Origin of the sequence: Actinomyces stomatis (genome assembly GCF_031292835.1) — a bacterium.
Lineage (GTDB): Bacteria > Actinomycetota > Actinomycetes > Actinomycetales > Actinomycetaceae > Actinomyces > Actinomyces stomatis.
The window spans coordinates 1-20,036 of sequence record NZ_JASPEP010000007.1 but is presented as its reverse complement, the minus strand read 5'-3'; the positions used below and the strand labels follow the sequence as shown (position 1 = coordinate 20,036).

The 20,036-nt window shown below is 68.4% G+C and carries 17 protein-coding genes and 1 pseudogene; 8 read left to right on the top strand and 10 right to left on the bottom strand.

Annotated features, from left to right (window positions below; all coding sequences use genetic code 11):
- Positions 1 to 163: 163 nt before the first annotated feature.
- From typA to RIV12_RS05930, 5 genes are all read left to right on the top strand, one after another.
- A complete protein-coding gene (typA, locus tag RIV12_RS05950) occupies positions 164 to 2,086 on the top strand; it encodes a translational GTPase TypA (protein ID WP_075418230.1) in 1,923 nt (640 codons plus the stop codon).
- Between the two features lie 15 nt (positions 2,087 to 2,101).
- On the top strand, positions 2,102 to 4,810 hold the full coding sequence (locus tag RIV12_RS05945; RefSeq protein WP_309322807.1) for a VanW family protein: 2,709 nt from the start codon (positions 2,102 to 2,104) through the stop codon (positions 4,808 to 4,810).
- A 239-nt stretch (positions 4,811 to 5,049) separates the two neighbouring features.
- Positions 5,050 to 5,400, top strand: coding sequence for a ferredoxin (gene fdxA / locus RIV12_RS05940; RefSeq protein WP_075418232.1), 351 nt, complete (start codon positions 5,050 to 5,052; stop codon positions 5,398 to 5,400).
- A gap of 58 nt (positions 5,401 to 5,458) precedes the next feature.
- On the top strand, positions 5,459 to 6,667 hold the full coding sequence (gene dapC, locus RIV12_RS05935; protein ID WP_309322806.1) for a succinyldiaminopimelate transaminase: 1,209 nt from the start codon (positions 5,459 to 5,461) through the stop codon (positions 6,665 to 6,667).
- A gap of 242 nt (positions 6,668 to 6,909) precedes the next feature.
- A complete protein-coding gene (locus RIV12_RS05930; protein ID WP_309322805.1) occupies positions 6,910 to 8,340 on the top strand; it encodes a citrate synthase in 1,431 nt (476 codons plus the stop codon).
- A 116-nt stretch (positions 8,341 to 8,456) separates the two neighbouring features.
- Here the strand turns inward: RIV12_RS05930 and RIV12_RS05925 are convergent, their stop codons facing one another.
- The 5 genes from RIV12_RS05925 to RIV12_RS05905 form a co-directional block, all read right to left on the bottom strand.
- The gene (locus RIV12_RS05925; protein ID WP_075418235.1) at positions 8,457 to 8,645 is read right to left on the bottom strand and encodes a hypothetical protein; all 189 of its coding nucleotides are present in this window, start codon (positions 8,643 to 8,645) and stop codon (positions 8,457 to 8,459) included.
- A gap of 52 nt (positions 8,646 to 8,697) precedes the next feature.
- Complete coding sequence (locus RIV12_RS05920; RefSeq protein ID WP_003787266.1) at positions 8,698 to 8,937, bottom strand: hypothetical protein; 240 nt, start codon at positions 8,935 to 8,937, stop codon at positions 8,698 to 8,700.
- Positions 8,934 to 9,182: a ribbon-helix-helix domain-containing protein gene (locus tag RIV12_RS05915; protein ID WP_075418237.1), complete on the bottom strand. Its 249-nt coding sequence runs from the start codon at positions 9,180 to 9,182 to the stop codon at positions 8,934 to 8,936. Before RIV12_RS05915 ends, RIV12_RS05920 begins: the two co-directional genes overlap by 4 nt.
- A gap of 65 nt (positions 9,183 to 9,247) precedes the next feature.
- Complete coding sequence (locus tag RIV12_RS05910; protein WP_309322804.1) at positions 9,248 to 10,096, bottom strand: VOC family protein; 849 nt, start codon at positions 10,094 to 10,096, stop codon at positions 9,248 to 9,250.
- A gap of 303 nt (positions 10,097 to 10,399) precedes the next feature.
- Positions 10,400 to 10,735 carry a hypothetical protein gene (locus RIV12_RS05905; protein WP_009393223.1) on the bottom strand — a complete coding sequence of 112 codons (336 nt, stop codon included), beginning with the start codon at positions 10,733 to 10,735 and terminating at the stop codon, positions 10,400 to 10,402.
- A 373-nt stretch (positions 10,736 to 11,108) separates the two neighbouring features.
- Between RIV12_RS05905 and RIV12_RS05900 the strand changes: the two genes are divergently transcribed.
- Together RIV12_RS05900 and RIV12_RS05895 are read left to right on the top strand one after the other, a co-directional pair.
- Positions 11,109 to 11,936 carry a class I SAM-dependent methyltransferase gene (locus RIV12_RS05900; protein WP_309322803.1) on the top strand — a complete coding sequence of 276 codons (828 nt, stop codon included), beginning with the start codon at positions 11,109 to 11,111 and terminating at the stop codon, positions 11,934 to 11,936.
- A 272-nt stretch (positions 11,937 to 12,208) separates the two neighbouring features.
- Positions 12,209 to 12,478 (top strand): annotated as a pseudogene (locus RIV12_RS05895) (IS110 family transposase); the annotation flags it as partial.
- A gap of 399 nt (positions 12,479 to 12,877) precedes the next feature.
- Here RIV12_RS05895 and RIV12_RS05890 read toward each other — a convergent pair.
- The 5 genes from RIV12_RS05890 to dapD all read right to left on the bottom strand — a co-directional run bounded on the left by RIV12_RS05890 (position 12,878) and on the right by dapD (position 19,259).
- The gene (locus RIV12_RS05890) at positions 12,878 to 13,450 is read right to left on the bottom strand and encodes a hypothetical protein (RefSeq protein ID WP_309322802.1); all 573 of its coding nucleotides are present in this window, start codon (positions 13,448 to 13,450) and stop codon (positions 12,878 to 12,880) included.
- A gap of 1,164 nt (positions 13,451 to 14,614) precedes the next feature.
- Complete coding sequence (locus tag RIV12_RS05885; RefSeq protein ID WP_309322801.1) at positions 14,615 to 15,370, bottom strand: succinate dehydrogenase/fumarate reductase iron-sulfur subunit; 756 nt, start codon at positions 15,368 to 15,370, stop codon at positions 14,615 to 14,617.
- On the bottom strand, positions 15,367 to 17,328 hold the full coding sequence (locus RIV12_RS05880; RefSeq protein WP_309322800.1) for a fumarate reductase/succinate dehydrogenase flavoprotein subunit: 1,962 nt from the start codon (positions 17,326 to 17,328) through the stop codon (positions 15,367 to 15,369). Before RIV12_RS05880 ends, RIV12_RS05885 begins: the two co-directional genes overlap by 4 nt.
- Positions 17,325 to 18,104 carry a succinate dehydrogenase cytochrome b subunit gene (locus tag RIV12_RS05875; protein WP_309322799.1) on the bottom strand — a complete coding sequence of 260 codons (780 nt, stop codon included), beginning with the start codon at positions 18,102 to 18,104 and terminating at the stop codon, positions 17,325 to 17,327. The genes RIV12_RS05880 and RIV12_RS05875 overlap by 4 nt, the downstream gene beginning before the upstream one ends.
- A gap of 171 nt (positions 18,105 to 18,275) precedes the next feature.
- Positions 18,276 to 19,259: a 2,3,4,5-tetrahydropyridine-2,6-dicarboxylate N-succinyltransferase gene (gene dapD, locus RIV12_RS05870; RefSeq protein ID WP_309322798.1), complete on the bottom strand. Its 984-nt coding sequence runs from the start codon at positions 19,257 to 19,259 to the stop codon at positions 18,276 to 18,278.
- A gap of 60 nt (positions 19,260 to 19,319) precedes the next feature.
- Here dapD and RIV12_RS05865 point away from each other — a divergent pair, with 60 nt between their 5' ends.
- Positions 19,320 to 20,027 (top strand): histidine phosphatase family protein, encoded by a 708-nt coding sequence (locus tag RIV12_RS05865; RefSeq protein WP_075418244.1) that lies wholly within the window; start codon positions 19,320 to 19,322, stop codon positions 20,025 to 20,027.
- The last annotated feature ends 9 nt before the right edge of the window (positions 20,028 to 20,036 follow it).

Below are 20,036 nucleotides of genomic sequence, written 5' to 3'. Positions count from 1 at the left end.
GGCTCCTGAATGGTCGAGGTGAGAGGCGGCACAGGCCGGGTGTCGGCCCTGCCATGGCAGGTCGCGACCGGCGTCCTCTAGTCTTTCCCTGTTTCATGCCCTGTGGCCGGTGCCGTGAGAGGTGCCTGGCCCGCGGCGTCCCCCACCGGAAGAAGTGCCCCCTATGAGCGTGCGCCAGGACCTGCGTAACGTCGCCATCGTCGCCCACGTCGACCACGGCAAGACCACTCTTGTCGATGCCATGCTCTGGGAGGCGGGCGCCTTCGGGGCCCGGGCCACCGAGGAGACCACCGGCGAGCGCGTCATGGACTCCGGTGAGCTGGAGCGCGAGAAGGGCATCACGATCCTCGCCAAGAACACGGCGGTCCACTACTCGGGCCCCTCGGCCGCGGACGCCGGCTGCCCCGAGGGCATCATCATCAACGTCATCGACACCCCCGGTCACGCCGACTTCGGCGGTGAGGTCGAGCGCGGGCTGTCCATGGTCGACGGCGTCGTCCTCCTCGTCGACGCCTCCGAGGGGCCCCTGCCCCAGACCCGCTTCGTGCTGCGCAAGGCCCTGGCCGCGAACCTGCCGGTCATCCTCGTGGTCAACAAGGTGGACCGCCCCGACTCCCGGCTCGACGAGGTCGTCGCCGAGTCCACCGACCTGCTGCTGTCCCTGGCCAGCGACCTGGCCGACGAGCACCCCGACATCGACCTCGACGCCGTCCTGGACGTTCCCGTCATCTACGCCTCCGCCAAGGCCCGCCGCGCCGACACCGAGGCCCCGGCCGACGGCGAGCTGCCGGCCAGTGAGAACCTCGAGCCGCTCTTCCGCACCATCATCGAACGGATCCCCGGCCCCTCCTACGAGGACGGCGCGCCCCTGCAGGCCCACGTCACCAACCTGGACGCCTCACCCTTCCTGGGGCGTCTGGCACTGCTGCGCATCCACAACGGCACCCTGCGCAAGGGGCAGACGGTGGCCTGGGCCCGCCACGACGGCTCGCTCACCTCCGCCCGCGTCTCCGAGCTCCTCGTCACCGAGGGCCTGGACCGCAAGCCCGCCGAGGAGGCGCACGCCGGTGACATCGTCGCCGTCGCCGGGATCGAGGACATCACCATCGGCGAGTCCCTCGTCGACCCCGAGGACCCGCGCCCCCTGCCGCTCATCACCGTGGACGACCCGGCCATCGCCATGACCATCGGCATCAACACCTCCCCGATGGCCGGGCGCACCAAGGGCGCCAAGGTCACCGCCCGCCAGGTCAAGGACCGCCTGGACCGTGAGCTCATCGGCAACGTGTCCCTGCGGGTCCTGCCCACCACCCGGCCCGACGCCTGGGAGGTGCAGGGACGCGGCGAGCTGGCACTGGCGATCCTCGTGGAGCAGATGCGCCGCGAGGGATTCGAGCTGACCGTCGGCAAGCCCCAGGTGGTCACCCGCACCATCGACGGCAAGCGCCACGAGCCCATCGAGCGCATGACCATCGACGTCCCCGAGGAGTACCTGGGCGCCGTCACCCAGCTCATGGCCGCCCGCAAGGGCCAGATGGAGACCATGACCAACCATGGAACCGGCTGGATCCGCATGGAGTTCCTCGTGCCGGCCCGCGGCCTCATCGGCTTCCGCACCCAGTTCCTCACCGAGACCCGCGGAACCGGCATCGCCTCCTCCATCGCCGAGGGATACGCCCCCTGGGCCGGGCAGATCGTCTCGCGCACCACCGGCTCCCTCGTCTCCGACCGCGCCGGGGCCGTGACCGCCTACGCGCTCATCCGCCTGCAGGACCGCGGCAGCTTCTTCGTCGAGCCCACCCAGGAGACCTATGAGGGCCAGGTCGTGGGGGAGAACCCCCGCGGCGAGGACATGGACGTCAACGTGGTCCGCGAGAAGCAGCAGACCAACATGCGCTCCTCCACCGCGGACACCTTCGAGGCCCTCGTGCCTCCGCGCCGCCTCACCCTGGAGGAGGCCCTCGAGTTCGCGGCCGACGACGAGTGCGTCGAGGTCACCCCGGAGGCCGTGCGCATCCGCAAGGTCATCCTCAACTCCCAGGAGCGTTTCCGCGAGAACGCCCGTCGTCGCCGTGCCGAGGCCTGAGAGGAACCGCCGCCCATGAGCCAGTCCGTCAACCGCGGGGAGAAGTCCGCCGCCTCCGAGGTCGCAGCCGACGTCGTCGAGCCGGCTGAGCCTGTCAAGCCGGCCAACTCCGTCGAGAGGGAGGCCGAGGAGCCCGAGAAGACCCCGGCCGTCGTTGAGCAGCCCGAGGGGAGGGGTGCTGGGGCTGACTCCGCCGAGGGCGGGCGCGTTGATGACACGCCGACTCTCAACCTCGATGACGAGTCTCAGGATGAGTCGGCTGAGGAGCCCGGCGGCGAGGCCCAGGAGGAGCAGCCTGCCGATATTGCCGAGGTCGTCAAGCCCGTCGAGGCGGCTGAGTCGGCCCAGTCCGCTGAACCCGTCGAGTCGGCCGGGTCCGTCGAGGAGGCTCCCGTCGTCGCCGAGCAGCCCGAGGAGAGGACTCCCGTCACCGAGGACACTGGCGAGGTCGCGGATCAGGGCGTGTGCGAGGCCGCCTCCCCTGCTGACGAGTCCGATGAGGCGACCGATTCCGAGCCGGCCGCCGCCGATACCGCAGTCGCTGAACCGGTGACGACGCCGGTGTCGACGAGCGTCTTCGACGAGGCCACCACCCCTGCCGAGGCCCTCTCACCCTACGAGTCGATCAGTGCCGATGCAGCGGCCGAGCCCCGGCAGGGCAGCGCATGGAGCCCCGACTCCGGCGGCATGCCGCCATCGATCGCACCGAAGAGCCCGGCATCCGGGGCGTCGCCCTCGACGCCCGTGCAGGCCACGCCCGCCGTCGTCGACGCCGCCGGAACCGCTGAGGCCGCTGCGACCACCGAGGCATCCCCGGCCACCGGAACCGTCGCGGCCCCGGTCTCGCCGGGGCGGGAGCCCATCGGGGGCGCTACTGATCCGGTGGGGGAGAACGCTGTTCCCGCCGCCGTCCCCGGGCCTCTGGCCACGGCTGAGAGGGTGCAGGAGCCCGTGAAGGCCCACGTCACGCAGAAGACCAACGGTGCGGCCGCCGGATCGAGCGCCTCGCGCCGTCGGCGCCTCATTCCCGCCGCCTGCGCCGCCGGGGCCGCCGCCCTGCTGCTGGCCTGGGGCGGCATCGCCTGGTGGACCACCCAGCACATCGCCTCGGGCACCACCGTCTCCGGTGTCGACGTCTCCGGCCTGAGTTCCAAGGAGGCCCGCGACCGCATCAGCAAGGGCGTCGGTGACCAGCTCGCCCAGCCCGTCACCCTCACCGTCGGGCAGGGGAGCGCCGAGCTCGTGCCCGCCAAATCAGGCGTCTCGGTCGACACCAACGCCTCGGTCAAGAAGCTCACCGGGTTCACCCTCAATCCCGTCACCCTGACCCAGCGCCTCGGCGGTCAGCGCACCGACGCCGTCATCCGGGTCGATTCCACCGCCCTGCGCGGCGCCCTGGAGGACCGGGTCGACACGATGGCCAACGGTGCGGTCTCGGCGACCGTGACCCTGGAGGGCACCAAGCCGGTCACCACCCCTGCGAGCAACGGCATCGGCCTCGACGTCGATGCCTCTCTCAAGCAGCTCGCCGGCACCTGGCCCCTGGGGAAGAAGACCCTCGCCATGGCCGAGGGCACTGCGATCCCCGCCATCACCGATGAGGAAGCCACGAAGTTCGTCGACGGCACCCTCACGCCGCTGCTCTCCAGCGGGCTGACCGTGAATGCGGCGAGCGCCGGCGCACAGAGCAAGAATCCCGGTGCGGCCGCGGCCTTCTCGCCGCAGGACACCGCCGCGATGCTGAAGATCTCCTCCGAGGGCGGCACCTTGAGCGCCACCTTCGACCCGACCGCGCTGCGCGACGCCGTCGTCGCCAGGGTCGGCCAGGTCGAGACCCCGGTCCAGAACGCGACCTGGAAGATCGATGGCTCCGCCACCGGCGCCCCCGGGGCGCGTCCCCAGTATGTCCCCGCCGCCCAGGGCAAGGTCATCGACACCGCGGCCCTGTCCGCAAGCCTGCTCAAGGCCGGCACCTCCGCCACCGATGCCGCCGGTCGGACCGTGACCCTGCCGATGGTCGTGGCCGAGCCGACGGTGACGACACCGCAGAACGAGTGGGGCATCAGCGAGGCGATCGGCGAGTTCGCCACCCCGTACAACGCCGGGGACGCGCCGCGCACGCAGAACCTCACTCGCGGAGCCGAGCTCGTCAACGGCACGGTCGTCAAGCCCGGCGAGGTCTTCTCCCTGGAGAAGGCCCTCGGCGAGGTCGACTACGAGCACGGGTTCGCCGCCGCCGGGGTCATTCAGAACGGAGAGCATGTTGACGCGATGGGAGGTGGACTCAGCCAGGTGGCCACCACCACCTTCAACGCCGGTTTTGAGGCCGGGATGGATGACACCGAGCATCATCCCCACCAGTACTACTTCGAGCGTTACCCGGCTGGGCGTGAGGCGACCCTGTGGACCGGCAATCTCGACATGAAGTTCACGAACTCCACGCCCCACGCGGTACTGGTCCAGGCATGGCTGGACGGTGAGCAGATCCACGTGCGGATGTGGTCCACGAAGTACTACGACGTGTCGATCACCTCCTCAGAGCGCTCCAACTTTCGTCCTGTGAGGACCGAGCACGGGTCCGGTCCCAACTGTGAACCCACCTCCGGGGGGCAGCCGGGATTCGACATCACTGTCACCCGCACCCGCAAGCACGACGGCAAGGCCCTGCCCGACGACGTCCTGACCACCAAGTATGACGGCGATGTCGATATGATCTGCAACTAGTGCTGCGTGAGTCTGCGGCTCCTGTGACGGCGGGCATGCAGATCGGGATGCATCGATTGTTGCCTATGACATTCGCGCCGCGGTAGTGACGTAATCGCGGTGTGACAACCCTGAGTTTTCGGCGTGCTGACGGCCACTCTCTCACCTCTTGGGTCGACGGGCACTGGGGGACCATACTTGCTCCGACCCCGCCCACCCGCGCGGGAGGATCCCCCCAGAGGAGAAAGGACACTGCTGCTATGACGTACGTCATTGCCCAGCCCTGCGTCGACGTCAAGGACCGCGCCTGCGTCGACGAGTGTCCCGTCGACTGCATCTACGAGGGTGAACGCAGCCTCTACATCAACGCCGACGAGTGCGTCGACTGCGGAGCCTGCGAGCCCGTCTGCCCCACCGAGGCGATCTTCTACGAGGACGATGTTCCCGAGGAGTGGGAGGACTACACCCGCGCCAACATCGACTTCTTCGAGCTCAAGGGACTGGGCTCGCCCGGGGGTGCCCAGAGGACCGGTGCCCTGGACTACGACGACCCCATGATCGCCGCCCTGCCCCCGCAGAACGTGGAGTGGAGAGAGGCCAACGGCTACTGAGTCGACGGGCGGGGCCGGGGTGGAGACGCCCCCGGCGTGTGAGGAAGAATCAGGGTCCGTGACCACCAGTGCGACACCTGAGACCGTCCCCAGCCACCACCTGCCCCGCCGGCTCGCCCTGCCCGACTTCCCCTGGGACTCTCTGAGCCCCTACCGGTCGCGGGCCGCCCAGCACCCGGACGGCGTTGTCGACCTCGCGGTGGGCACGCCCGTCGACCCCACCCCCGAGATCGCCCGCAACGCCCTGTCCACGGCAGCCAACGCCCCCGGCTACCCGACGGCGGTCGGCGCCCCCGTGGTACGTGCCGCCATCACCGAGTGGATGGAGCGACGTCGGGGCGTGGCCGGCCTGGGCGAGGACGAGGTCATCCCCACCATCGGCTCCAAGGAGTCCGTGGCCCTCCTGCCGCTGCACCTGGGGGTGCGCCCCGGCGACCTCGTCCTGCACCCGCGAGCCGCCTACCCCACCTACGACGTCGGCGCCCGCCTCGTGGGGGCCACCCCCGTCCCCGTGGACACCGACGCCGACCCCGCCACCTGGGGCATCTCCGAGGACGCACCCGTGGCCATCGTCTGGCTCAACAGCCCCGGCAACCCCGACGGTCACGTCCTGAGCGTCGAGCAGATGGCTCGGATCGTTGCCTGGGCTCGGGCGCGGGGCGCCGTCGTCATCTCTGACGAGTGCTACGCCGAGCTCGGGTGGGAGTCGCCGTGGGACACTCAGCCGATCCCGAGCCTCCTGGATCCCCGGGTCGGAGGGGAAGTGGGCCGAACCGGTCTGCTCGCCCTGTACTCCCTGTCCAAGCAGTCCAACCTGGCCGGCTACCGGGCGGCCTTCCTCGCCGGTGACGCGGAGCTGGTGGGCGCCGTCACCGAGGTGCGCAAGCACACCGGGATGCTCATGCCGACTCCGGTGCAAGCGGCCCTCGTGGCCGCCCTCGGCGACGAGGCTCATATGGACGTGCAGAAGGAGGTCTACCGGGAGCGCCGCGAGGTGCTCGTCGAGGCGACCGCCGCCGCCGGGCTCGTCAACGACCCGGCCTCCGTGGCCGGCCTGTACCTGTGGCTCCGGGGACCCGAGTCGATGAGCGCCTACGAGCTCGTGGGGGCCTTCGCCGAGCTCGGGATCGTCGTGGCCCCCGGTGACTTCTACGGCGAGGCCGGGGCCGGGCGGGTGCGCATGAGCCTGACCGACACCGACGAGCGCGTGGCCGCCGCCGCCGCGCGCCTGCGCTCGCCCGAGGCCGCCGCCCTCTTCGCCGGCTGAGGCTGGAACAGCCGACCGAATCAGCCGCCGCCGGGCTTGATAAATTTATCAGGCGCGGATGGGTGTCCAGCTGCTGCGCCCGGCGGGCTGATCCGGGCTGATCGGCCGATCCGGTCGCCCGCGGTGGGTCCATGAAACGACACCGTGACAGTGCACCCCGTACAGTGGGCGCTGGGCCTGCCGGAACCCCGTGGGCCCAGGTCTCGCCGTCGCGATGCGTGCGGCCCCGAGCCCCAGGAGGCATGATGACGAGCACCCCCACCCCCACCCCCGCCGCGGCTGAGCAGGCGGAGCAGAGCCGGTCCGGCGTCGTCGGCGGTCCTGGCCTGCTGGCCGTTGACGGCAAGAACCTCGAGCTGCCGCGCACCCCGGCGACCGACGGTGCCGACGGCCTGGGCGTGTCCAAGCTGCTGGGATCCACCGGCGTGGTGACGCTCGACCCGGGCTTCACCAACACGGCGTCCTGCACCTCGCAGATCACCTACATCGACGGCGCGGCCGGGATTCTGCGCTACCGCGGCTACCCGATCGAGGAGCTGGCCAAGTCCTCGACCTTCCTGGAGGTCGCCTACCTCCTCATCAACGGCGAGCTGCCCGACCGCGAGTCCTTCGCGCGCATGGAGCGGCGCATCTCGCGCCACCGGCTCCTGCACGAGGACTTCCGCGGCTTCTTCACCTCCTTCCCCTCCTCGGGCCACCCGATGGCGATCCTCCAGGCGGGGATCGCGGGCCTGGCCACCTACTACGAGGACACCCTCAACCCGCACGACCCCTACGAGCGCGAGCTCGCCACCGTGCTGCTGCTGGCCAAGATGCCCACGATGATCAGCTACATCGCCCGGCGCGCCATCGGCCTGCCGCTGCTCTACCCCGACCCGCAGCGCTCCTACGTCGAGGACTTCATCCGCCTGACCTTCGGGATGCCCTACCAGTCCTACGACATCGACCCGGCCGTGGTGCGCGCCCTGGACATGCTCCTCATCCTGCACGCCGACCACGAGCAGAACTGCTCGACCTCCACGGTGCGCCTCGTGGGCTCGGCCGACGCCAACATGTACGCCTCCGTGGCCGCGGGTGTGGGCGCCCTGTCCGGGCCGCTGCACGGCGGCGCCAACGAGGCCGTCCTGCGGATGCTGGACACGATCCAGAGCTCGGGGATGAGCACGGCCGAGTTCGTCCGCAAGGTCAAGGACAAGGAGGACGGCGTGCGGCTCATGGGCTTCGGCCACCGGGTCTACAAGAACTACGACCCGCGCGCCGCCATCGTCAAGGAGACCGCCCACGACGTCCTGACCCGCCTGGGCTCCGATGACGGCGACCGCAAGCTCGAGATCGCCATGGAGCTCGAGGAGACGGCGCTGCGCGACGAGTACTTCGTCTCGCGCAGCCTCTACCCGAACGTCGACTTCTACACCGGCCTCATCTACCAGGCGATGGGCTTCCCCACGAAGATGTTCACGCCCCTGTTCGCCCTGGGGCGCCTGCCGGGCTGGATCGCCCAGTACCGCGAGATGATCGCCGACCCCGCCAAGCGCATCGGCCGGCCCCGCCAGGTCTACGACGGCTCCACCGAGCGCCACTACGTGGCCATGCACCGGCGCAAGCACGACGACGGACAGTACCCGGCCACCCGCGCCGGCGTCCCCAGCCTCGACCGCGTCACCAGGGTCTGAATCATGAGGGTCTGAGGCTCACGGGCCACGCCGGTTGCTCAGGCCGGGCAGTGTGGGGCGGGGACGTACCTTCCCGACGAGGACTGCGTTCTCCCCCAAACCACTAAGGGCGGACCTCAGTGGTTTGGGGGAGAAGTACGTCCCCGATGCAGAAGTACGTCGTCGATCAACCGCTTGTGGGGCGCCACCAGTCGCTCGTGGACCGGGCGGCTGTCACCGAGGATGAACAGGGGATCTCCGGTCGACACGAACGCCACCACCGGGCAGTACTCGACCGCATCACGAGGGGCTGCCTTGCGCTCCATCGAATCAGGATGCCTGTTGCAGAGGTGAGGTGGGCCCCTGGTCTGCTGGGCATCAGTCGATCAGATCCAGGAGATGGCGACGCGCCTTCATCGCATGGATGAGTAGCTGGTGACCACTGTCGAAGGTGAGAATGACGAGTTCCAGAAGCCGTCCTTGGCTGTCGAAACCCATGACGAACTGCTTGGCTGGTACATCGTCGTCCGGCCAGCTCTCGTAGATCCGGTGGTTGGCGGCGTAGAGGGCGTCCGCAGCGCTGATGCCATGCTTGAGCGCTGAGTTGTGGACTTTCACGCGACGAAGGCTCGTACGGCCGAGCGAATGATCTCGGAGCGGCTGGTGCCATCCTTCTCAGCGCGCTGGTCGACCGCGGCCACCAGACTCTCGTCCATACGGACTGGGACGACCCGCGCCGCACCATCCCCGATGGGGCGGCGTCCTCGCTTCTTCAGCACTTCGACGTCGTATCCACGTTCCGCTTCGTCAGCCCACTCCTGGATCATCTCGTCGGTGACTGGCACGCCATTAATGGATTCCATACGACAAGTGTAATACGAAATGTCTGCCTGAACGTCGTCGAGACCGTCATGATGAGCTCTGCGGCCTATAGGCCGGCCAGGTCGATCTTGCCCATGTGCAGGATCTTGTCGCGTATGGCGGCGTCGGCCATGAGCTCAGCGATGTTGTGGGGGAGGACCTGCCAGGACACGCCCCAGCGGTCGACGCACCAGCCGCAGCGCTCGGCCTCGGGCACGGCCGACAGGCCCGTCCAGCAGCGGTCGATCTCCTCCTGGTCCCGACAGAAGACGATCATGGAGACCCCGGGCGTGAAGGTGAAGTCGTGGAAGGCCCCCGAGTCCATGGCCGCCATCCAGGTGCCGCGCAGCGTGAAGTCGGTGAACATGATGGTTCCTGCCTCCATCGGCCCACCCTCCTCGTAGCGACGCAGGGCCCCGCGGTGGGCGTCGTCGAACAGGGCGATCCAGGCCTCGGTGGCCTCCTCGGCGTTGGCGTGGTTGGTCCCGCCGAACATGAAGGAGGGCAGGATGAAGGGGCGCGGCTCGCCGGCCGGGTCGGTGAGCATGAGCCGCCAGGTCATACCGAAGCGGTCGCGGACCCAGGCGTAGCGCGGAGAGAAGGGGTACTCGCCCAGCTCCATGAGCACGCCGCCGGTGGAGAGTCGCTCGTAGAGCTCATCGAGGTAGGCCCGGGCCTGCTCCTCGCCATCGAACAGGAGCGGGTCGAAGTTCAGGATGCAGCTGATCGACGGGTTCGGGGCGTACTGGTCGCCGCCGTTGATGAGCGAGAGCCGAAAGCCGTGGATGCTGACCGTGGCCGCGAGCCCGGGCACCTGCTCGACGACGGAGCCCTCCCGGAAGACGTCGGCGTAGAACCGGGCCGCTTCGTCGACGGTGCCGTTGCACCGGATGGCGGGAGTGATGAGCTGATCCATCCAGTCATCGTAACGTCGCGGTCAGTCCCAGGTCATCCAGGTCCGGGAAGGCCGCCGGGTCGAGACCGGTGAAGCTAGTTTCACTCACGTCGAGGTCTTTCATGACGGGGTGTGTAACACCTCCCATTATCGAGGGGCCTCGGCCCTCGCCCCCAGCGCAACGACGCACCCACCGCCCCCACCGAACAGACCAACAGACTCCGGCAAGAACATCCTCAAACACGAAGAACCGGTTTGTGCCCTCATGCGTCGCGGCGCTTGAGTGGCCCTCGCTGACAGGGGAGGGTGAACTCTGGTGCCGGTTCAGGCGTAACCGAGTCCGACAACAACCGAGCCGCTGAGCGGGTCGGTCTCGTGCGGCCCGATATCGGGGGCGACATTGAGGATCATGCCATCAGTCGGCTCCGTCCCGCCGTGGCGGCCGATCCATGACTCGGGTGTGGATGGTCCGGGATCCCTCGTCCAGCCGTGGCTCTCTGCGTAGTCGATGAAGAGACTCGTGAGCTCCGCGGAAGTTCTGCTCGCGTCATAGAACCATCGGCGCAGTGAGACACCCCCGTATTTCCACTGAAACCACCTGGGCAGCTCCCGTGACTCGGTGAAGACGGCGGAGACCCCGAGGATGGTCTCCGCTCCCATCGGGTCGTCTCGGAGTGCCCTCAGTCTTCTGGTCTCGTAGGACAGTGTCCCGCCCGGTCCGTGCGTCCAGGCGTACCCACCTGCGATAGCGAGTCCTCCACCGATGACAAGGCCGGTAGCCCGCACGAGCATCCGTCGTCGTGTCGCCTGCCCCGGCCGCTCCACAGCCTCATCGGGGGTTGGGCGATCCGCGTCATCATGCGGAGGATGGGCGGCAGCGGGCAACATATTGAAACGGTAGGTCCCGTTCCTGTCCTCGACAAGGCGAGTCTGGGGCTGAACCGCGTGTGCCTGAGCCTGTCTGCCACACCAGGCGGCTGTCGCCTGATGACGACCCTATCGGTCCCCGCTCCGATGTGGTTAGGCTGGCCTTATGAGCAAGAAGCCCGCCGACTCCACCGCCTCGGCCGACCTGCCGCTGCCCCACGCCGACCGCCCCATTGCCTCCGCCCCCGGCCACTGGGTCCTGGCCCGCGCCGGCAAACGCGTCCTGCGGCCCGGCGGCGCCGCCCTGTCCGCCGCCATGCTCAGCCACGCCGGTCTGGCGGGCGCCGATGTCGTCGAGCTCGCCCCGGGCCTGGGGCGCACCGCCGCCGAGATCATCAAGGACCACCCCGCCTCCTACACGGCCATCGACCGCGACCCTGACGCCGCCCGGCGCGTGGCCGCCGTCGTCGGGGACCTCGGCACCGTCCGCCAGGGAGAGGCTGCCGACACCGGCCTGGACGACGCCAGCGCCGACGTCGTCGTCGGCGAGGCCATGCTCACCATGCAGGGGGACAAGGGCAAGGCCGCCATCGTCGCCGAGGCCGCCCGCGTCCTGCGCCCCGGCGGGCGCTACGCCATCCACGAGCTCGGCGTCACCCCCGACGACATCGACGAGGAGTACTACACCCAGCTGCGCCGCGACCTGGCCCGCTCCATCCACGTCAACGCCCGCCCCATGACCGCGGCCGCCTGGAAGCAGCTCATGGAAAACGCCGGACTCGTCGTCGACTGGGTCGACACCGCCCCCATGGCCCTGCTCAAGGTCGGCCGCAACATCCGCGACGAGGGAGTAGGAGGCTTCCTGCGGATCGCGCGCAACGTCGCCGCCGACAAGGCGCTGCGCCGGCGCGTCCAGGAGATGGCAGGCACCTTCAAACGCTACGAGAAGGACATGGTCGGCATCGCCCTCGTCGCCCACAAGCCCGCAGCCTGATTTCCATTGCCCGTTACCTTGTGAGCAACTCCTGGTGATGGGCGCCGGGGACTGGGGCAACTGCTGTAGGCCCGGGTGCCTTGCCTCTGTCTGTAGATGATTTGGGGTGGGTGAGAGGCACCTGTGGCTGCCGGGCGCTAGTCAGCGCCCATAAGGGTAACGACCCACCACGTATGAAGTTATTCAAGGAATTGGGTGCGAGGCCGGTCGTCCAGTGGCTGACCCCGTACTGACTTGGACGAGAGACGGCACAGGGATGGACGTCGGGGACAGTGAGGTCTTCATTGGTACCGGGCGCTGGTAAGAGCGAGCACTGGGCCACAGCCCTGAGCCGGGACGGACGGAAGGTCTTTGACAGGGCTCTTCCCAACGACGAGGCGCGCCTGCGTCCCATTACGACAAACTGACTGCTCCCGGGAGCCTGCTGGTGGTGGTCCAGCCTGCCACCATCGGTGCCCTGGTGGTGGCGGTGGCCCAGGGTGTGGGTATCGCTGTGTATCATCTGCTGACTGTCGACGCGCCGCATCACCGACCTGACACCAAAGTGGCATGATCCATGACTTCTACCAGAACGTCCTTGCCATGGTCTGCGAGATCGTCTACCCCCGCCTTCGTCCTTCTCGACCCCGCCGAACAAGAACGCTGCGGCGCCGCCTGGAGTTGCAGCCTAGTCACCGCAGGTCCTGTCGGTGCCGTCCAGATTGCTGACTACCACAATGTGCTCAAGAAAAAGCGAGCTCGCCGCTGGTCACGGCGTCTTGCACTACGTCGGTCTCATCACCATCATGGCAGAAGCTGCCGACGCCCTTGACGCCCATGTCTCAGTCCTCGAGTAAGCCGCTATCCAAACCAAGTGCGAAACCCAACTCCTCTCCGGGCAACAAGCAAAAGTCGCCATTGCAGCAGCCTTCCCTCTCTGCCATCAAGTCTGAGTGATGTTCTCATGTGGGCCAGTTCCACTGCTGTTTGAACATGTCATAAAAACTTTGAAGATAGTTCTTGGCCTGAATAACGATCCCTTGCTTCAACAATGGGACCACGCAGTAATTCCACACGGCCTTGTGGGCGTAAGGGTCGGGGCAAAAGAGGATGGCTAGGACGCGCAGTCGCAAGATGATCGGATCCAGTGTCCCATGGGCTGCTACTGTAAATCCGGCTATGAGGGATGCGACGAGGTCTTTGACAGTCTTTTCCAAGATCGCGTCGTGCAGTCCTGCCGCAGCGTCTTTGCCTGCTCTCGATATCGCTTTTCGTGAAGTCTTGCGTTGGCATGGTGCGTTTCCTTTAGAGTCCCTGCGCTGATCGCGAACCGTCTCCCATGTTCGTGCCCCCAGTAGGTCCACAGTGAGTTTTGAAGCGCGACTGGGTGTCTTGTCGATCTCGTTGAGCACTTCGGTGAGCACGTGTACCAGGGCTGCGAGGACGTCACACCAGAAGTGATCGGCAAGCTGAAGTCGGAACTTAGGGTTCTCGGTGAGTAGGCTTTCGCAGGTGCTACCGATCTGTTGAGCCATCGACTCAATCGCCTTGCATTCATTAGGGTTGTTAATGAGCCAAGTGACGATGTCAATCGAACGATTGGCTTCGAAGAATGCTGTAGCGTCAAGGCGTCGCGGCTTCTGTCGGGAATGGTGGTGTGACTTTACCTGTAGTTTCAACTTCGAGGTTGCACGCTTTTGCTGTTTGATGGCTGTCTCAGCCTGCTTCTTCTGCTCGGGGGTCCGCTGTAGGGTTGGAACCGCTAAGGCGGTAGCCCATGAGATCCTGGCAAGCGCTCCGTGATTCCCGCCGCCGCAACCACATTCGCAGCCAGGACTCACTGCGTGCTGACATGAACTTCCCGTGCAGGTCAACATGTCGGGTTCCTCTCGAGAGAATATCGTCGTCCAGTTCCAGGATAAGTCATGTACGGGTCTTTCTACCTCAGCAGGTTCTAGCGTCGCTGCGCGCATCTCTCTCGTGGACGATCCTCCGCTACCTGGGGAGGGCTGTTGAAATTGAGGCGTTTGGTGATCTTGTTGCTGCTGAGGCTCATGAGGGTCGTAGGGGCTGATTCATGTCATCCGCGCATTCGAGCACCCAGTTGATACGTATCGAATGATGGATGAGGTGTCGGGGGCGGTGTGGCTGTTTCGTGGTGACGCTGTCTGTGTTTGCGATTGGCCACACACTGCTAGATGTGTTGGTCGTGCTTCTCTATTGAAGCCGGCTCCGGTCTTGTTGGTGGCTGCTGGCGTTGGAGCAGCCCACCGCCATCGGTACACTGGCGGCGGCGCTAGGATGATGCCCTGCATTCTTTGCTCCGTGAGCACCTTGGATGAGCACGCAGTCTCCATTACTGATTTTCGCGGGACTTGACCTGGATCTGGCCAGCCAGGTCAACCAGGCCGAGGGTTGCATCCAAGGCTGAGTGACTCGGCACAGGGCTCGCACCCTGCCCCGGAAAACATCCTGGGGCCCTGGTCGGGCGTACGGCGCCGTCCTGGAGGTCATCGCCGCATGGGCTAGGCCATCGTCGCTCTGGCCCACCGCCGCATCCTGACCCTGCACGCCATGATCCGCAACGGCTCCCTACTACAACCCGCAGCCAGCCACGAAACTATCCGAAGCCAATTGACGCGCTACATGAGCCCCGCGAGGTCCGGGGCCGGTCATCGGCCCCCGGTGATGAGGTCGGCTCAGTCGTCGTGGGTCGCCCCGCGCAGGCCGGCGCGCAGCACCTCCCGGTTGAGCAGCGCGATCGCCTCGATCGGGATCCCCGCCGGGCACGCCGGCAGGCACTCGCCGTACTCCGAGCACGGCCCGAAGAGCTCGTCGAGCTCCCTCGTCATCGCCCGAGCCCGGCGGCCCCGTTCGATACGCCCCTGAGGCATGAGCGACAGGTGAGCCAGCTTTGCCCCCGCGAAGAGCGCCGCCGCCCCGTTCGGGCAGGCCGCCACGCAGGCCCCACAGCCGATGCAGGCGGCGAAGTCCAGAGCCCGCTCCGCCTGCAGATGCCCCTGGGCGACGTCGTCGGCGTCCGGGGCGGTCCCAGCGGCCACGTCCACGGTCCCGCCCGCCCGGATGAGCTCATCGAGCGCCGTACGGTCCACCACCAGGTCCCGGATGACCGGGAAGGCCGCCGACCTCCACGGCTCCAGCCGGAAGCGCCTCACTCCGGGGAAGGCCCGCAGGTGTTGACGGCAGGCCGGGGTCGTGTCCATCGGCCCGTGCGGCACCCCGTTGACGAGGAAGCCGCAGGCCCCGCACACCCCCTCCCGGCAGTCGGACTCGAAGACCACCGGCTCGCCACCGGCCTCGATGATCTGGTCGTTGAGGCGGTCGAGCAGCTCGAGCAGACTCATCTGCGGCTCGGCGTCCTCCACCACGTGGCTCTCGAAGAAGCCCCGCGCCCGCGGCCCGTCCTGCCGCCAGATCTCCAGCTCGATCCTCATCGGTAGTCCCTCACCTGCATAGGCACCAGCGAGAAGCTCAGTGGCTCCGTGTGGCGCGTGTGCCCGCCGTCGGGCCCCGTCTGCCAGGCCGAGACGGAGCACCAGGTCTCGTCATTGCGCTGGGCCTCGCCGCCCTGCGTCGCGTACTCCTCGCGGAAGTGGGCGCCGGCGGACTCGCGCCGGTCCAGGGCGTCGAGGATCATGACCTCCGCCAGCTCCAGGAAATCGGCGACCCGCAGCGCCTTCTCCAGCTCCTGGTTGAGCCGCGCCTGGTCACCAACCACGGTGACGTCGGCCCAGAACTCCTCGCGCAGGGCGCGCACCTCCTCCAGGGCACGCCGCAGCCCCGCCTCGGAGCGGCTGACCCCGCAGCCGGTGTAGAGGACCTCACCCAGACGGCGGTGGAACCACACGGGGCGGTGGGTCCCACGCACCGCCATGAGCGCCTCAATGCGCTCGCGGGTGTCGGCCACGGCCTGAAGCGCCTCCGGCGCGTCGGGGCTCAAGGGGCTACTGCCCACCAACCCGGCCAGGTAGTTCGGTACGGCCAGCGGCAGCACGAACCAGCCGTCCACGCTGGCGCTCAGCAGCGAGTTCGCCCCCAGGCGGTTGGCGCCGTGGTAGTTGTTCGAGGCCTCCCCGCCTACGAACATCCCCGGGATCGTGGACATCTGGTCGAAGTCCACCCACAGCCCGCCCATCGTGAAGTGGGCGCCCGGGGCGATGCGCATGGGTACCTCATAGGGGTCCTCGCCGGTGGCGTCGAGGTACATCTCGAACAGGTTGCCGTAGCGCGAGGCGATGGTCTCCTTGCCCAGCCGCTCCAGCGCGTCGCGGAAGTCGAGGTAGACCGAGTTGCGCAGCGGCCCGACGCCGCGGCCGGACTCGATCTGCTCGCGGGCGTTGCGTGAGGCCACGTCGCGCGGGGTGAGGTTGCCGAAGGCCGGGTACTTGCGCTCCAGGTAGTAGTCGCGCTCGTCCTCGGGGATCTCGTTCGGGGGCCGCTCGTCCCCGGGGCGCACGGGCACCCAGATGCGCCCGTCGTTGCGCAGGGACTCGCTCATGAGCGTCGTCTTGGACTGCCAGTGGGAGCTCACCGGCAGCGCCGTGGGGTGGAACTGCACCATGCAGGCGGAGGCGAAGGCCGCCCCGCGCCGGTGGGCGCGCCAGGTGGCGGTGGCGTTGGAGGCCATGGCCAGGGTCGAGTAGTGGTAGACGCTGCCGTAGCCGCCGGTGGCCAGCACGACGGCGTGAGCGGTGTGGGCGCTCACCTCACCGGAGAGCAGGTCCCGGGTGACGATGCCCTGCGCGCGGGAGTCGGCCACGATGAGGTCGAGCATCTCGGTGCGGGTGTGCATGCGGACGCTCCCGGCGGCGACCTGCTCCTGGAGGGCCTGGGCGCAGGCGATCTCCAGCTGCTGACCGGTCTGCCCTCGCGTGTAGTAGGTGCGCGAGACCTGCACCCCGCCGAAGGAGCGGGTGGCGAGCTGGCCGCCGTACTCGCGGGCGAAGGGCGCCCCGATCGCCTCCATATGGTCGATGACCCGGCCGGACTCCAGCCCCAAGCGCACGACGTCGGCCTCCCGCCCCCGGTAGTCCCCGCCCTTGACGGTGTCCTTGACGAAGCGCGCCAGGGAGTCGCCGTCGACCTTGCGGGCCCGGGCGGCGTTGATCCCGCCCTGCGCGGCCACCGAGTGGGCGCGGCGCGGGGCGTCGTGCAGGCTGAAGCACTCCACCCGGTAACCCAGGCGCCCCAAGGTGGCGGCCGCCCCGGCGCCGGCCAGCCCGGCACCCACCACGATGACAGTCAGCTTTCGACGGTTGGCGGGATTGACCAGGCGGTACTCGTCGCGTCGGCGCTCCCAGGCCTGCTCGGGCGGACAGTCCGGCAGATGCGCATCAAGATCCTCACCGACGTCGTACAGGCCGCCGACGGCCCCCGGCGCGTTCGCACTCATCCGATCACCCCCGTGCAGATGAGTACGGGAAGCAGGCCGTTGACGACGGCGATGGTCAGGGCCACGGCCAGGGCGACGGCGCGGCACACCTTCCGCAGCCTGGGGCCCGTGCCGCCCAGGTCGATGACCACGTTCCACAGGCCCTGCGCCAGATGGAGGGAGAGCGCCAGCATGACCAGGCTGTAGAAGACTGCCATGCCGGGGCGCGACAGGCTCGCCACGAGGTTGTGGTAGGCGCTGACCTGCAGCTCACCGTTCGACGTCGTCGGCGCCTGGAAGCCCTCAGGGGCGATGAGACTACCGACGGTCAGGTCGAGAATGTGGATGAGGACGAAGACCCCGATGAGGACACCGGTCAGCAGCATGGACCGAGCGCCGATAGTGCGCACGGGCAGGGCCCGGCGCCGGAAGGCCCCGCGAGCGCTCCTCGCACGTCGCCACAACGTGAATCCCGCAGCGACGTGCGCCGCGATGCAGACCCCCAGGGCCAGGCGCATCGCCCACAGGAGCCCTTCGTGCGGCAGGAGCGGGTAGGCGACCTGTCGCAGCCATGCGGCGTACCCGTTGAACGCCTCCGGGCCTGCGAGAACCTTGAGGTTGCCGACCATATGGACCACGACGAACAGGGCCATGACCGTGCCGGTGACCGCCATCGTCGCCTTGAGGACGCGCTGCGACGCCCACACGGGGGTGCGGCGCCTGCGCCGGGGAGGAAGCGCGTCACCAACGGGCCGAGCAGCCTCAGGGATGCGGGCGACCGTGGACGTCGCAGCCATCTGACCCACCCTCCTATGCGCAGAACAACCCATAACTATGATAACGAACACTGTGATGCTGGCATAGGGCGTGCGCCCTGTGCTTCGGCGGGCCGTCCAACGCGACCGGCCGCCTCCCGCCGTTGAGGCGGAAGGCGGCCGGTACGAGAAGCGCGGCGGAGGAGAGGAGCCCTACTGACCTGCGTGCTGTGTTGAGCCCAGCTCGATGCTCTTGCCGCCGCGGGCCAGCGCCTCAACGGCCCCGGACTGGGAGTTGCGGCGGAACAGGACGTTGGAGGCACCGGCCAGCTCGCGGGCCGAGACCACGCGCGGCTCCTTGAACAGGCCGAGGTTGCCGGGCACTACTCCGCCCTGCGGCATGAGGGAGACCTTCGTGCCGGCCGTCAGGTACAGGCCGGCCTCGACGACGCAGTCGTCACCCAGCGGGATTCCGAGCCCCGAGTTCGCCCCCAGCAGGCAGCGCTCACCCAGCGCCACCCGCTGGCGCCCACCGCCCGAGAGCATTCCCATCGTGGAGGCACCGCCGCCGACGTCGGAGCCGTCACCGATGACAACCCCCTGGGAGATGCGGCCCTCAACCATGGAACGGCCCAGCGTCCCGGCGTTGTAGTTGACGAAGCCGGAGTGCATGACCGTGGTGCCCTCGGACAGGTAGGCGCCCAGGCGCACGTTCGCGCCGTTGCCGATCCGCACGCCCGAGGGCAGCACGTAGTCGGTCATGCGGGGGAACTTGTCCACCGAGTGCACCTGGACGGGGCGTCCCACGTCGGCGCGCAGGCGCATGCGGGTGGTCTCGAAGTCCTCAGCGCGGCAGGGGCCCGCGGAGGTCCACACCACGTTGGGCAGGCGGGAGAAGATTCCGTCCAGGTTGACGGTGTTGGGCCGGGCCAGGCGGTGGGACAGTGCGTGCAGGCGCAGGTAGGCGCCGGCCACGGTCTGGGGGGCGTCGTCGAGGTCGGCCCAGGTGCGCACCATGGTGGTGTGGACGCCGCGGGCCTCGTCGCGGCGTTCCATGGCACTCAGGGAGGCCAGGAGATCGGCGTGCCCGTCCTCGGGCTCGTCACCGAGAACCGGGCGGGGATACCACACGTCAAGGGTGTTGCCGTCGTCAGTCACGGTCGCCAGACCGAGACCCCATGCGCTGCGAGTTGTCATGGGAACACCTTACGGTCCCCGGTGGCTGACCGTTGCCGGCGGGCGTGCGAGAATCACCGCATGGCGCGCACGACGATCCACCTCATGCGGCACGGCGAGGTGCACAACCCCGAGGGCATCCTCTACGGCCGCCTGCCCGGGTACCACCTGTCGACCCTGGGCCACCAGATGGCCCAGCAGGTCGCCGACGTCCTGTCCGCCTCCGGGCACGACATCACCCGGGTCATCACCTCACCCCTGGAGCGGGCCCGGGAGACCGGCGCCCCCACTGCCGCCGCCTTCGGTCTGGCGCCGACGACGGACGCCCGACTCATCGAGGCCGGCAACTCCTTCGAGGGCGTGGCCGTCAACCGCAACCGCTGGGTCCTGGCCCACCCCACCTACTGGCCCAGCTACGTCAACCCGCTGCGCCCCTCCTGGGGAGAGCCCTACAAGGAGATCGTTGAACGGATGCGCGGCGCCGTCGTCTCCGCTCTCGACGTCGCCGAGGGGCACGAGGCGCTCCTCGTCTCCCACCAGCTGCCCGTCTGGTCGCTGCGCCTCTTCCTGGAGGGGCGCTCCCTGGCCCACGACCCGCGCCGCCGCCAGTGCGCCCTGGCCTCTCTGACCTCCCTGACCTTCGAGGACCGCACCCTGGTGGGGCTGGCCTACTGGGAACCGGCCGGCGACCTGCTGCGCCAGGCCCGCGACATGGTTCCCGGCACCTCCTCCGCTCGCCCCGCCACCGGCAGCGTCAGCCGCGACAGGCACGCCGAGGCGGCGCGGTGACCCAGCAGC